Below are 13,782 nucleotides of genomic sequence, written 5' to 3'. Positions count from 1 at the left end.
AACTTGGAAGCATTAATTACACCTACATTTCATTGCTTAGAACCATGTTTTCCGTCATTTTTATTACTTCTTCTACAGCTAAATCTGGATTCTGAATAATAGCTGTATAGCGTAAGCCGCCCTCATCCCATGTCAACGCATTAATAAACTCATCAAATTCTGCATCCTTTCCACGAACTTTCCATGTTCCAGGCTGAATTTCCAACCCAGATTCCTTTGGTGTCTTGAAAACAGAAACTAACACAGACGGGATATCCTGACTCATATAAAAGACAGTTATCTCAGTACGATTAATTTCTCCTTGTGAGTTTGTAATCTCAACATTCTCAATTGTATTCTCATCACCAGCAAAGACGAGGAAAGGTTCTTCTAAAGCCGTTTGTGCATCCTCGACTGTCCCATAGGTAGATCCAAGATCCGAGTCAATCGGAGTAATGGTAACATCTTCAGGTATGTCTAGGCTAAATGTGCTCTCCTCAAAATTAGGTGAAAAATCGAGTAGACTATATTCAACCTCTGATTTCGCATCCCCAACAACTGAAATGAATTTCACCATAAACCATGTCTTTTGGTCAACCCAGATGTCAATTTCTCCTAAAAAACTGCCATCCTTATATGGTGTAGCTTTCAAATGATAGACATCCAAATCTAACAGCTTTTCTTCACCAATAATTTCATAATCGTGGGTTTCTTTAATTGCTCCAAACATTGTCATAAGTTGTTCCTTGGGTGAAGCCGAAAAAGCTGGTAATTCCTCTCCAGATAAGTCTATGCTAAATGCTTTTTCACTTCCCGTTTCATAGGAGATTATCTGATTTCCGTCATTTAAAGCATATGATTCGTGATTATTTGTAAGGTCTGTCGTAATCATTTTTCGTTTTCCATCTTCTGCAACATACTCTTTAAAACCGAAATTCTCTGTTACATCATCATTTGCAGTAAGTTTCATGACACCTTCTCCATAATAAGAGAGATTATTTTCCTTTGCAGACAATACATTTGATACAATCTCTTCTGATGACACTGCCATCTCTCCCTTACAGCCTGATAACAGGACAGTTAGTAGAATTGCACTAATCAATAACATTTGTATTTTCTTCATTTAATTCCCTACCTTCTTCCAACCAGCAGGCCAACAATGTCCCTTTATTTTCTGCTGACCAGATATCAATTTTTCCTCTCTGTTGTTCCATTAACATTTTTGAAATACTAAGGCCTAGTCCTGAACTGCCTCCATTATTTCTAGCACCTTCTGCTTGGTAAAAGGGTTGAAATACTCTGTCCAGTTGTTCGTTTGCTATTCCATTCCCTTCATTTTGAATCAGGATAATCGTTCCTTTTCTTCTCCAGATATCAACAACCTCATGGAATTCTCGAAACATCCATTCTGGTAGTTTTGTATCACTTGATAAAGCTGCTAGCCAGATTCGGTCACCTCTCTCTGTATGACGAATGGCATTACTCATGATGTTATCAACAATTCTCACCATTTGTTTTGGATCAACCATATAGGACTCTTTAACAGATTGAGTAACGGTAAGCGAAATCTCTTTTCGGTTACATGGTTCCTCATAACCTGATAAGAGCATATCGAAATATTCTTCTCCATCAACCTCAACTAGTACTGTCTGTTGTTCGGAAGATTGTAATGCTGTATACATGGTTAAATCATCAAGCATTTGTTTCATGTATTCGAGCTTTTCAAATAGGATTTCTTTGTATTCATTTTTCTCTTGTACGGATAAATATTCATCTTTTTGTAAGGCTTCAGTATATGCACGAATGACTGTTAAAGGAGTCTTTAAGTCGTGAGACAAAGCTGCCACAATAAACTCTTTTTCCTTTTGTTGAACAGCCAATTCTTCCTGTGTTTGTTCTATTTGTGATTTCATTTTTTGGAAATGTTTAATTAACTCCCCGATTTCATCATTCGACTCACGTATTTGCTTCTCAAGTTTCTCACCATTAGCAAAAGCTGTCATCTGTGCTTGTAGATGACTCAATGGCCGATTTAATTTACGATTCAATTGAATGACAACAACAATATAAAGCAGGATAAAGAAGATACCGAAAACTACAGCTAAATAGATATAACGATCAGTTAGCCCCTCTATCCACTCTTCCCTAGCAATCGAAATCTCAAAAACCCCTATGACTTCACCATCATTCATGACTTGTTTTTTCAATGAGAAGGTTCGAGAATTCTTTTGAAGGTCATTTAAGTCTCGGTAAACCTGTTCAATATTCTCCGAGAAAAATCCATAAGAACTGGGATCAGGTATGCTTGAATATACGACTACTCCGTCTGACCGGTACAATGTAATCTTGATGGATTCATTCGCTAAAGATTGAACACTGTTATACTGTTCTTTCGGACCAAGCCTGTATAAATTCGGATCCAAAAGCTTAGGCTCGATTTCTTCCATCTTTTTGGTCATCTCAATATATTCAAGCAGTGCTTGCTTATCATCAAGTTCACTAATACTTACATATAGAAAATACAGTGCGACAACCGGTAGTAGCATGACGATAAAAAAACTAACCATTAACCACAGTTTTATCTTCATATAAGTTGTTCTCCAATGAACCGATAGCCAATACCCCAGACTGTTTGAATGAATCGAGCAGATCTTGTGTTATCTCCCAATTTTGTCCTCAAACTTTTAATATGAACAGTGACCGTGTTGTTTCCATCCACGTCTTCTTGGCGCCATATATGCTCGTAGATATCTGTTTTCGAAAAGGTTTGTAGGGGATTCTTGGCTAAGAGAAATAAGAGTTCTCTCTCTTTGGAACTTATCTGAACAAGGTTATCATTTAGATAAACAAGGTCATTTGTAAAATCAATTGTCAGCCCGTTCATATAGTTAATCCGGTTCTCATTTATATTTTTATTGTTATACCTTCTGTACCTTCTCAAATGAGAGCTGATTCTCGCACTTAATTCCTCAAGACTAAACGGCTTCGTTACATAGTCGTCTGCCCCTAAATTGAGCCCTCTTATTTTACTTTCATCCTCATTTCGTGCACTCACAATTAATAAAGGTATTTCACTTTCTAATCGAATGGTTTTACACAGTGTATAGCCATCCATTTCTGGAAGCATTAAATCAATTAAAGCAAGGTCAAATTGATCCTCGTTAAAATCCTCCCAACCTTCTTTTCCAGTTGAAGCCCATGTTACGCTATATCCTTCTTTTCGTAAGTGATCACAAACAATACGTGCTATTTCTTTATCATCTTCAACAAGTAGAATCTTTTCAGGCTTTTCCATGGATAACCCCTCTTTCTATCTATTTTCATTATAAAGCAAGATTTAACCTCCTCTTTGATTTTTTATAAATACTTAATAATTCATAGAAATGTATATTCAAACCTATTTTATTAAAAAGTAAGTAAAGTACATTTACTAAAAGGAAGGTGTTTGTTTTGTCTAATCAAGAGAAGCAAGTTTTACCACCACAGCATCAAAATCATCAACCAGGAACCGAGACTGATATGGTGCCAAAGCCAGTCTCAGAGGACTACTCCTATCAAGGTAGCAACAAATTAAAAGACAAAGTAGCAATTATTACTGGGGGCGATAGCGGCATTGGTAAGGCAGTAGCTATTCATTATGCGAAAGAAGGAGCAAACGTTGTTATCGTATATTTGGATGAGCATGAAGATGCAGAGGAAACAAAGCGGCAAGTTGAAGAGGAAGGTCAAAAGTGCTTACTTCTATCCGGTGATATTGGGGATGAAGAATTCTGCAAAGAAATTGTAAAGAAAACAATTGATACATTTGGCCAGCTTGATATCTTAGTCAATAATGCGGCTGAACAGCATCCACAAAAAAGCATTAGTAATATTACGGCTGAGCAGCTCGAACGAACATTTCGTACCAATATTTTTTCGTTTTTCTATTTAACGAAGGCTGCGCTCCCCCATTTAAAACAAGGAGATTCAATTATTAATACAGCTTCAGTTACAGCTTATAAGGGTAACGAACAACTGGTGGATTACTCAGCAACAAAAGGAGCAATTGTTTCCTTTACCCGCTCACTTTCTATGCAGTTAGCTGGAAAAGGCATTAGAGTAAACGGAGTTGCTCCGGGGCCCATTTGGACCCCATTGATACCTTCTACCTTTACAAGCGATCAGGTTTCAAAATTCGGATCAACTACTCCTATGAAACGTCCGGGACAACCAGAGGAAGTCGCACCTAGCTATATTTTCCTTGCTAGCGATGATGCTTCCTATATGTCGGGACAAATTCTTCACGTGAACGGTGGAGAAATCGTGAATGGGTAGTTTTAAGACGGAAGACGCAAGCACGTTGATGGTGAACAACAAAAAAAATAGGGGCTGTCTAAGAAGTCCCTAAAATAGTAAAGCAGCGAAAGAAAAAAATTTTATATTTTCCTTTCGCTGCTTTTTTGTTGGATTTTGATTATTAGAAGTAGCAAGGCGGATGCCTGCTACTTTCAATAGATTGTGTGCTAATGCCACAATCCCAAACTCGACATGGACCTTATCGAGTCCACGCAGGGAAAATCTGCGTGTATGGAATGAATGTGGGGCGTAGTTCTCTCTTTGTTGAAACGCAAGTTTCTTCTTGGGTCTGGATATTTAGTGGAAGGCTAGTTTGTTCCGTGTTATAATTTAGCTCAGTGATCATTTGATTACTCATAAAAAATCGTCCTTACGAAAATTGTTGGTTTGGTCACTTACAATTTTACTAGAAAAGACGATTTTTTTGTGCGTTATTTTAAAGTATATTCAATTATATTGTAAATCCGGGATTTTTATAATCACACTTTGTTGATTGGAGTGGAAGGTGCGAGACTCCTGCGGGAAAAGCGAGGCCAGGGGAGACCCCGCAGGAGCGCTAGCGACGAGGAGGCTTCCGGACCGCCCGCGGAAAGCGAGCACCTGCAGCGGAAATCAACACTATGTTTTAACCAGAAAATAATATAAAAGAAGAGGCTGTCCTCAAAAGTCACTTTTCAATGACTTTTCGGACAGCCCCTTCACTTTTATTCAGGTTTCTTGTTGCCATGTCTTCTTTTGTTTAAATAGATAAATCCAACCATTAATACCGGTACAATAAATACGCTAAATAATAATGTATAATTAATCTTTGTAGTGTCTCGAACTACAAACACTTCTGAGACATCCCGATTGACAACCATATGGAATACATCGTCAGTAGGACGGACTAGGTCTTCAGTGATAAGTCCTGTTAATTCTTTTTCTTCTCCTATTTGGTCTGTCGTTAACGTGAAATTTTGTGTTTTAGTTGTATTATTGATTGCAACAAATGCAATTTCACCTTCGTACTCTCTTTTGAATACAAGTAGTCCTTCATCATTCACAACTAATTCAATTGTCCCTTTTGTTAATGCCGGAACACCAGACCTTATTTTTGAAAGTAAAGTAATATACTCAACTAACTCCTGGTCTGTTCTAAAGTCCATTAAACCGATATTCTCAGGTGGTTCGCTGCCATTTAACGCAATCTCCGTACCATATAAAACCATTGGAATACCTGGTGTTGTATAAATATAGGTTAAGGCTGACTTAAGTCGTGGTGCAGGGTGTTCATTTGCTTCTACCGCCCTATAAGTAAATCGAACTGTATTCAAGGTATCAATAAAATTGACTAAAGAACTGGGACTATCCAATTCCTGAGCTTGTTCCCACGTCATTTCGATATTTCTAAACGCCTCGTCGACAACACTAAAACTTTGGATTCCTTCATAGGGAGCAGTATTGTAAAACATATCTATGCCTGCTTCTTTAAATCTATCTAAGTTATTTAAACTTCTTGACTCTCCAATTAATAGGAAATCTTCTTTTTCTGATTTAAGTGCTGTCGCTAATGTAGCAATTTCATTTGGTGAAACACCTTCAACAAGATTTAGCTTATATCCATCGATATTTGTATCTTGAATCCACCATTTTGCAGTTTCAATAAACAGATCAGTAATAACCTCATCTGAATCTATTCCAAGATCAAGTACTATTTTCATGTCCCTATCATGTGCTTCTTTAACAAGTTCCTTCAAGTCATCTGGAGTACCATAGTGCTTATTGATTTCCTTATAATTTTCAATTTGATACGGGTAATATGAAGTCGATTCATTTTCAAAGACAGGTGATAATATAATGGATGTAAAGCCCATATCCTTCACATAATCAAGTCTGCCAATAATCCCTTGAATATCTCCACCATGATAGGCTGTTGAGTTGGATATATCCACATCAAAATCATTCGCGCTGACACCATTGTTAAAGCGATCAACTACAATATAATAAATGCTTTCTTCCTCTATATTTCTTTTCGTATGTTCATCAGCAGCCACAGAATGGATTGCAGATAAAAGTAGCATTGGAATAGATAGAGCTATTATGTATATCATCTTCTTCATCACATTAAACCCCCACAAATTGTATACTCTGTTGCATTCATACCGAATATGGAATTTGGGGTGAATGCGTAATACAGTCATATCATACTTTAAAGTAACCTTTTCCCCTCTTAAAAGTCAAATATAACAGGTACTTGTTCATATTTCCGACAAATTTATCAATTAATTATCTCATAAAAAAACCAAACATTCTCTTTACTATTTACTGTGTTTTCAACTCGGATTCTGTGATAAACTTATATAGTTTTTAATAAGAATCTTAGAGGGGTTGACAGCTTGGCTACTTCAATAAATACGAAAAAGTTAACACTGTTTGCATTAACATGGCCCATTTTTATTGAATTGCTCTTACATATGTTAATGGGGAATGCTGATACCCTTATGCTAAGCATGTATTCGGATAACTCTGTTGCGGCAGTTGGGGTCTCCAACCAAATCTTATCATTAATTATTGTGATGTTCGGTTTCGTTGCCACTGGCACAGCTGTTTTAGTTGCTCAGCATTTTGGAGCAAAAAATGAAAAGAGCGCTGCTGAGGTTGCAGTAGTCTCAATAGCTGCAAATCTAGTATTTGGTCTTATTCTTAGTCTCATCGTGTTTATTTGGAGCAAAAAACTTTTGCTATTAATGGATTTACCCATTGAGTTATTAGACGAAGCGGATAGCTATCTAAGAATCGTAGGGTTATTCTCTTTTCTCCAGGCACTGATTATGACCATTGGAGCAGTGATTCGAAGTTATGGTTTTACACGAGATACGATGTACGTAACGATAGGTATGAATATCCTTAATGTAATAGGAAACTATATTTTTATATTTGGGCCATTTGGGTTACCTGTTCTCGGAGTCGAGGGTGTAGCAATATCAACATCAATAAGTAGATTTGTAGGATTACTTGTCATCATTTATCTTTTGTTTAAACGGGTAAATAATGGTCTTCCATTTATAAAGGTCTTCACACTACCAAAGGAACATATTCAAAATTTACTTAAAATTGGAATACCCTCCGCAGGAGAACAGATATCCTATAATTCCTCACAAATGGTGATTACCTATTTTATAACGATTATGGGAACACAAGCCCTCACAACGAAGGTATACGCGCAAAATCTCATGATGTTCATTTTCTTATTTAGTATTGCAATTAGTCAGGGAACTCAAATCCTAGTTGGGCAAATGATTGGTGCTCGTCAGATAAATGATGCTTATTTAAGAGCTTTAAAAAGCTTAAAGCTTGCGATTTATATTTCGTTAGGTATGGCAATTGTATTTTCATTCTTTAAGGAACCACTCCTTACTATCTTTACTACTAATCAAGACATCATTAAAGTTGGTGGAGTGCTTATACTATTAACCATTATTCTTGAACCTGGTCGAGCTTTCAATCTTGTCCTTATTAATGCTTTAAGAGCTGCTGGAGATGTTAGATTACCAGTTTATATGGGAATCCTTTCGATGTGGGGAATATGTGTACCTATTGCCTATGTACTTGGCATACACTTTGAACTCGGTCTAGTAGGTGTCTGGATATCGTTCATTGTCGACGAATGGGTACGTGGAGTAGTTATGCTTTGGCGTTGGCGTTCACGCGCATGGGAAAAGAAAACATTTTCTACACCGGTTGAAAATACAAACGTAACAGCCTGAATCGTTCAGGCTTTTTTTTATGATTTAAAAAACAAATCAGGACTGAAATCATTGGTTATAAATTTCCATTCTTTTGTCTAAAAAGAGAATAATACAACAGGAATGGATGGAGGATTTAACTTTGGACTTACAACAACGTCTTGGCAGCATAAATGAACAAAAACGTTCCTTTATCACGGGTACAACAGAGTGTATTAACGATCAGTGGATTTTCTTTGATGCTGAAACAGACGAAGCATCAATGATTGAAGAAATGATTGGTAAGGAAGTAGAATTATTCACGTTAAACCGATGGGAAAAAGGGATCTTTGTCGAAGACGGTTTGATTCAGATGAATGGTTATTTTTACAAACTTGATAATGGAGATTGCCTTCGTTTTCGCAAAAACCTGACCTTTGCTTACAAGGAACTATTGGAGAGTTTTTCCGAGGACCAATTTTTACGGTTTACATCCACTTTAAATAAGCTTATGTTTTCATTATATGACTGTACTCTATGCCATAATCAATTAATGTATCATCAAGGTGATGATGAGCAAGAAGGTGTTAATTTTTTAATGTTTGATAATACAGAAATGATTTTATCTGTCCACCACCACTATTCACGTGGTAAGTTGAGAAAGGACCGGTTCGAATTTACATTAGCTAACGGTAAACGAACAATTCTTTCAACCATTTGCAGATAGTCAGTTGTATCTTAAAATATTTTCCACCAGATTAAAAAGGGTAAAATAGGGCTGTTCTCAGTTGAACAGCCCTTTCTCTTTGTATCATATTTTTAGTTTAGCTAGTCCTTTTTCGAAGTCTTCACTTCTCATTGGTCGATCGATGAAGAAACCTTGCGCATAATGGCATTCAAGTTCCTTAAGTAATGCAATCTGCTCATCGGTTTCAACCCCCTCAGCTACCACTTTAACAGATAACCCATGCCCCATCGTAATAATTGCCTTCACAATCGCTATGTCTGACGTATTTAACTTCAAGTTATTGATAAATGTTCTGTCAATTTTTAAGTGATTGATTGGCAAATCCTTTAAATAACTTAGTGATGAGTAGCCTGTTCCAAAATCATCAATTGAAACCTTGACACCCAATTTCTGTAGCTCCTTCATGACGTAAACACTATGGGATATATTCCGTAGCATCACACCTTCTGTAAGCTCAAGAGTTAAGAATTGAGGTGGTAATCCAGTTTCCAGTAAAGCTTCTTTTACTTCATCGATAAAGCTTATTTGTTGAAACTGATTAGCAGATACGTTGACTGATATCGTTAAGTAATCGAACCCCATGTCATGCCATCGTTTATTTTCTTGACAAGCTTTTTTTAGAACCCATTTCCCGATATCATGGATTAGACCTGTTTCTTCAGCAAGAGGTATGAATTCCCCTGGTGATACAAGCCCTAGTTTTGGATGTTCCCACCTAATAAGTGCCTCGCTACCATAAATTTCTCCCGTTGCTAGGTCAATAAGAGGTTGAAAACATAAATGAAATTCCTTTTTTTCGAGTGCTCTTCGTAAATAACCCTCTAGCTCTAGTTGATATAAGACCTGTTGATTCATTTCTTTCGAGTAAAACTTCAGTTTGTTTCCACCTTGCTGCTTCGCAAGGTTCATAGCTGTATCAGCATGCTTAAATAATAATTCAGTTGTTATACCATCGTTAGGATAAAAACTAACCCCTATACTTCCAGTTAGGAAAAATTCACGAGCTTCATACATTATTGGTTTGGCTATGATTTGCAAGAGATTCTGACCAAGTTCAACGATTTTGTCAATCTCTACATCCTCAGTTATGAGTATCGTAAATTTATCACCGCTAAATCTTGCAAGATCACTTTTAGCAGGGAGGTTTTCTTTAATTCGATTTGCTACTTCCTTAAGAATGATATCTCCTGCATAGTGTCCTACAGTATCATTTATCATTTTAAATCTGTCTAAATCTATAAAAAGTACAGCTAGTTTGTTATTTTTTTTTCTTATAGTCATTTTTTGAACGTAGTCTTCAACTAGTTTCGTAAAATGCAAACGATTTGACAAACCGGTTTCTGCATCATAATAGGCTAAACACTCTGCTTTTTGTTCAGCCTTTTGTTCATAAACTACTTCAATATCTATTAAAGATCTGTGCATCGATTGGGATAAAGCTAATAAAGCATGTCTCCCTTTGGTATCTGATAGTGAAAGAATAGCAGACATTAATTTTGTATCCTCGAAAACGGTGAGACTTATAAAAAATCCGTTGGCTACTTTATTAGCCTGAGTTTCCTTCTCATTCATTGTATCAATAAAAATCGCATGTGGAATCTGATCCTTTATTCTATCTGTTATTTCTTTTATTGATAGACGACCTTCAGTTCCACCTGTAAGAATTTGGATAAGTACATTTTTTTCTGCAGAAAGATGGTGTTGCTCGACAAATTCATCTAATTCATTTATTTCATTACAAACCAAACTATAGGTTCTCAATATGAGATTCACCACTCTTTTTCACTCATGAAGTATGTATCTATCCATAAGATAGCATAATTTTCTGTCGAAAAACATAGAAAAAGTGAGAAAAGCCACCAAATTGGCAGCTTTTTCACATTTTTATTAATTTATTAACCCCAGATACCGAGTGGTAATCTCATACCTAACGCTATTGTTAAAACTAACACAATAATTAACAATGCCCAGAAAAGACCATTTGGTTTTCCTTTACTAGAGCGAGCTAAAATCATTTCCATAAATCCAATTGATAAAATGCCTAGGATTGCTTTACCTATGTATTCGCCATCAATTGCAACTCCACCAAATAACAGTAGTAAACCTGTTGCTAAAATGAAAAGATAAAATAAGCGTAAGATCATCTTAACAATTTTTTGTGCTTTTTCTTTTCCTGACTTATTTAAGATTGTTGCTGCTATTACAAATAGAATAATAGCTACTACCCAAGAAGTAATATGTGCATGAGTATTCACTGTCATGTACTACTTCCTCCTTTTCCAATTTCTTTCAAGGATTATCATAGCATGTTTAGTTAAAAATTAAAAAGGTTGTATCGATTCTTTTTCACTATCACCATAGGAAATTTGTCTCTTTTGTGACAAAGGCCCTTATACCATTACTCAGCAATTTTATTTCGCAATACTCCCAGGCCATCAATTGAAATCTCAATAACGTCTCCCGCTTTTAGGAAACGTGGCGGGTTAAACCCTTTACCTACTCCGGCAGGTGTTCCTGTTGCAATGATATCACCTGGTTCTAATGTCATTCCTTGTGAAATGACAGAAACAATTGATTCGATTGGAAATATAAATTGACTAGTGTTGCCTGATTGTCGTACTTCACCATTTACTTTGGTTTTAACATTGAGATTGTCCGGATTCGGAATTAACGATTTATGCACAAGCATTGGCCCCATCGGACAAGTTGTATCCAAGCTTTTGCCAAGGAAAAATTGTTTGTGCCTAGATTGGATATCACGAGCTGTGATGTCGTTGATAATCGTATATCCGTATACATAATCAAATGCTTCACTCTCACTTATAGCACGACCAGATTTGCCAATCACAACAGCTAATTCCCCTTCGTAATCTAGCTGCTCCGTTATTTCTTTATGGTTTAGTACATTTTCATCAGGTCCCACAACTGTTGTAGGTGCCTTGGTGAACATCATGACATGCTCTGGGATATCCTTTTCACTTCCCATCTCAATTGCATGCTCTGCATAATTTTTGCCAACACAAAATATATTTTTGTTTGGTTTTGGAATAGGTGCTTTTAATGTAACCTCTTCAATCGGATATACTCCTTGCGCCTCTGGATGGATCAAAACCCATTCCTCTATCAATTTAATCTCTTCAATTAAATCTTCACCTAAGGCGATGACTTCTATCATTGTATCTGGAACGGTTAATTTCACATTCATTTGTTTTATTACAGTTTTAATATCAACTACTTGATCAAGATTACTGTTAACTATTCCTATAAATTGAATTCCACTTTTTTCAGCTGTTACAAACCTCATATAAATCACTCCCATGTGTAATTATTCTAGATGGGGTATCACTATTCCTCCCCTATCTTTTTGTAGAATTTTGTATTATTATGTAATATTTTTAGAGGTTTTAGCGAACTTGTTTCAATCCCTTGAAGGGTAGGTATAATAATAGTACAAGCCCTGTATATACTACTTTAGTACACGGATTATAGTTAATACGTACTATCAAAATGGAGAAATGAAAATGTTTATATTAAAAATCGCAATTGAATTAAAACGCCGAAAAATGACTACTTTAGCAAATCGGCATGGCTTTACTGCTTGGGAGACAGTAAAGTGTAGTCAGGAGCTTGATCAGCTATTAAATAGCTATCAAAAGTCGAAAGAAAGACGACTAAAATGGGTTAACTAAAAAAGGCTATTCGATTAACGAATAGCCTTTTTTCTTATATCTACTTTTTGAGCATATGTGAATGTTCTCCAAACCCACTCGATTGGGCCAAATCTGAATTTCTTTAACCAGAAATAGCTTATGATAATTTGAATAATAAATATACCAATGGTGAGAAGAAAACCAGTAAATGGTTCGACTTTACCATATAATCCAATCCCATATCCGTAAAATAAGAATGTACATACTATGGATTGGAATAGATAATTACTCAAAGAAAGCCTTCCTACAAAAGCTAGTGGCGACAATAGTCGTTTCCATACAGGTAATCTCATTAACAGGACTACTGTTGTGGCATAAAAAACGGCAGTTCCAGGTCCACCAATCGTATCCTGTAGGTAATCGGTAGCTGCATTTTTTGAAGTATAGTAGGGTAATAGTTTCATAGGCACCCCAATCACAAGTGAAATCAGCCAAAGAGTTTTCACCTTTTTTATATCTTCATCGCGACCCTCAAACCACTTTTTCTTAGCAATGTAAGCACCCAGAAGAAACATCGGTAATAGTGTAATAACTAAAGCAAAGATGCTACCTAGGTTATTTGCGTAATACCAGTCTTGGAATCTTTGATTCGTGATTTCCAAGAATCCACCATTCGCATAAATTTCAGCTGATTTTAAAGCAAGCTGTTCATTATACAGGAGAGCATTTATTTCTGGTTCGAACATTACAGCTAAAAACATAAGTCCACCTAGAAATAAGTTGGGCACAAATATGAGTATTAACGCCCAAATCAGTAATGTAATTGGTTTCGACTTATGGAATAGAAGTAAAATTGCCCCAACAATGGCATATGTAATTAAAATATCTCCATGCCAAACCAAAAAGGCATGTAGACAGCCAAACAGCAAAAGTACAAGTAATCTTCTTGTAATTAATGGATAAAATGAATATCCCTTAGCTAATGCTCTTTCTTTGAAAAGGATTAGCCCAAACCCAAACAAAAAAGAAAATAAGGTATAAAAGCTCGCTTGAGCAAAAATATCAATGATACGATTTGTCCAAAGGTGAAGTTCTCCATTCCACCAAGTCTCTGGATTTAAATATAGAACTGGTGCAAAAAATGAAGGCATATTTACAAAGAAAATACCTAATATCGCGAGTCCCCGTATGACATCTATCGAATGGATCCGTTCTGCCCCCATCACTGGTGTTAATTGCTCATTATTCATTCTTACAACTCCTCACATTTTTACCTATATTCGATTATAAGAGAAAAAATTTGGAAACACTAGGAAATTTTAAATGAATATACTCGACTTTCTGATGCAATAGTTGAAATCACATC

General features: G+C 36.2%; 12 protein-coding genes. 4 read left to right on the top strand and 8 right to left on the bottom strand.

Annotated features, from left to right (window positions below):
- Window positions 1–22: 22 nt before the first annotated feature.
- The 3 genes from CZ490_RS01610 to CZ490_RS01600 are packed head-to-tail and all read right to left on the bottom strand — an operon-like array spanning window position 23 to window position 3,274.
- Window positions 23–1,102 (bottom strand): LolA family protein, encoded by a 1,080-nt coding sequence (locus tag CZ490_RS01610; protein ID WP_077617238.1) that lies wholly within the window; start codon window positions 1,100–1,102, stop codon window positions 23–25.
- Complete coding sequence (locus CZ490_RS01605; protein WP_077617237.1) at window positions 1,074–2,567, bottom strand: HAMP domain-containing sensor histidine kinase; 1,494 nt, start codon at window positions 2,565–2,567, stop codon at window positions 1,074–1,076. The genes CZ490_RS01610 and CZ490_RS01605 overlap by 29 nt, the downstream gene beginning before the upstream one ends.
- A complete protein-coding gene (locus tag CZ490_RS01600) occupies window positions 2,564–3,274 on the bottom strand; it encodes a response regulator transcription factor (protein ID WP_077617236.1) in 711 nt (236 codons plus the stop codon). The genes CZ490_RS01605 and CZ490_RS01600 overlap by 4 nt, the downstream gene beginning before the upstream one ends.
- A gap of 155 nt (window positions 3,275–3,429) precedes the next feature.
- Here CZ490_RS01600 and CZ490_RS01595 point away from each other — a divergent pair, with 155 nt between their 5' ends.
- Window positions 3,430–4,293: an SDR family oxidoreductase gene (locus CZ490_RS01595; RefSeq protein ID WP_077617235.1), complete on the top strand. Its 864-nt coding sequence runs from the start codon at window positions 3,430–3,432 to the stop codon at window positions 4,291–4,293.
- 725 nt (window positions 4,294–5,018) lie between these two features.
- Here the strand turns inward: CZ490_RS01595 and CZ490_RS01585 are convergent.
- Window positions 5,019–6,413, bottom strand: coding sequence for an alpha-amylase family glycosyl hydrolase (locus CZ490_RS01585; RefSeq protein WP_159439888.1), 1,395 nt, complete (start codon window positions 6,411–6,413; stop codon window positions 5,019–5,021).
- 276 nt (window positions 6,414–6,689) lie between these two features.
- Between CZ490_RS01585 and CZ490_RS01580 the strand changes: the two genes are divergently transcribed.
- Both CZ490_RS01580 and CZ490_RS01575 read left to right on the top strand, forming a co-directional pair.
- Window positions 6,690–8,060 (top strand): MATE family efflux transporter, encoded by a 1,371-nt coding sequence (locus CZ490_RS01580; protein WP_077617232.1) that lies wholly within the window; start codon window positions 6,690–6,692, stop codon window positions 8,058–8,060.
- A 121-nt stretch (window positions 8,061–8,181) separates the two neighbouring features.
- The gene (locus tag CZ490_RS01575; RefSeq protein WP_159439887.1) at window positions 8,182–8,745 is read left to right on the top strand and encodes a DUF2777 family protein; all 564 of its coding nucleotides are present in this window, start codon (window positions 8,182–8,184) and stop codon (window positions 8,743–8,745) included.
- Between the two features lie 84 nt (window positions 8,746–8,829).
- Here CZ490_RS01575 and CZ490_RS01570 read toward each other — a convergent pair whose 3' ends face one another.
- From CZ490_RS01570 to CZ490_RS01560, 3 genes are all read right to left on the bottom strand, one after another.
- On the bottom strand, window positions 8,830–10,527 hold the full coding sequence (locus CZ490_RS01570) for a putative bifunctional diguanylate cyclase/phosphodiesterase (protein WP_234987150.1): 1,698 nt from the start codon (window positions 10,525–10,527) through the stop codon (window positions 8,830–8,832).
- 134 nt (window positions 10,528–10,661) lie between these two features.
- Window positions 10,662–11,027: a YisL family protein gene (locus CZ490_RS01565; protein ID WP_077617230.1), complete on the bottom strand. Its 366-nt coding sequence runs from the start codon at window positions 11,025–11,027 to the stop codon at window positions 10,662–10,664.
- Between the two features lie 137 nt (window positions 11,028–11,164).
- Window positions 11,165–12,070, bottom strand: a complete 906-nt coding sequence (locus tag CZ490_RS01560) for a fumarylacetoacetate hydrolase family protein (RefSeq protein ID WP_077617229.1) — start codon at window positions 12,068–12,070, stop codon at window positions 11,165–11,167.
- A gap of 217 nt (window positions 12,071–12,287) precedes the next feature.
- Between CZ490_RS01560 and CZ490_RS01555 the strand changes: the two genes are divergently transcribed.
- Window positions 12,288–12,455 (top strand): aspartyl-phosphate phosphatase Spo0E family protein, encoded by a 168-nt coding sequence (locus CZ490_RS01555; protein ID WP_077617228.1) that lies wholly within the window; start codon window positions 12,288–12,290, stop codon window positions 12,453–12,455.
- 14 nt (window positions 12,456–12,469) lie between these two features.
- On the opposite strand, the gene CZ490_RS01550 is transcribed toward CZ490_RS01555, so the two are convergent.
- Window positions 12,470–13,666: a DUF418 domain-containing protein gene (locus CZ490_RS01550; RefSeq protein WP_077617227.1), complete on the bottom strand. Its 1,197-nt coding sequence runs from the start codon at window positions 13,664–13,666 to the stop codon at window positions 12,470–12,472.
- Between the last annotated feature and the right edge of the window lie 116 nt (window positions 13,667–13,782).

Origin of the sequence: Litchfieldia sinesaloumensis (assembly GCF_900156865.1) — a bacterium.
Lineage (GTDB): Bacteria > Bacillota > Bacilli > Bacillales > Bacillaceae_L > Ferdinandcohnia > Ferdinandcohnia sinesaloumensis.
This window is presented reverse-complemented; position numbering and strand designations above follow the sequence as displayed.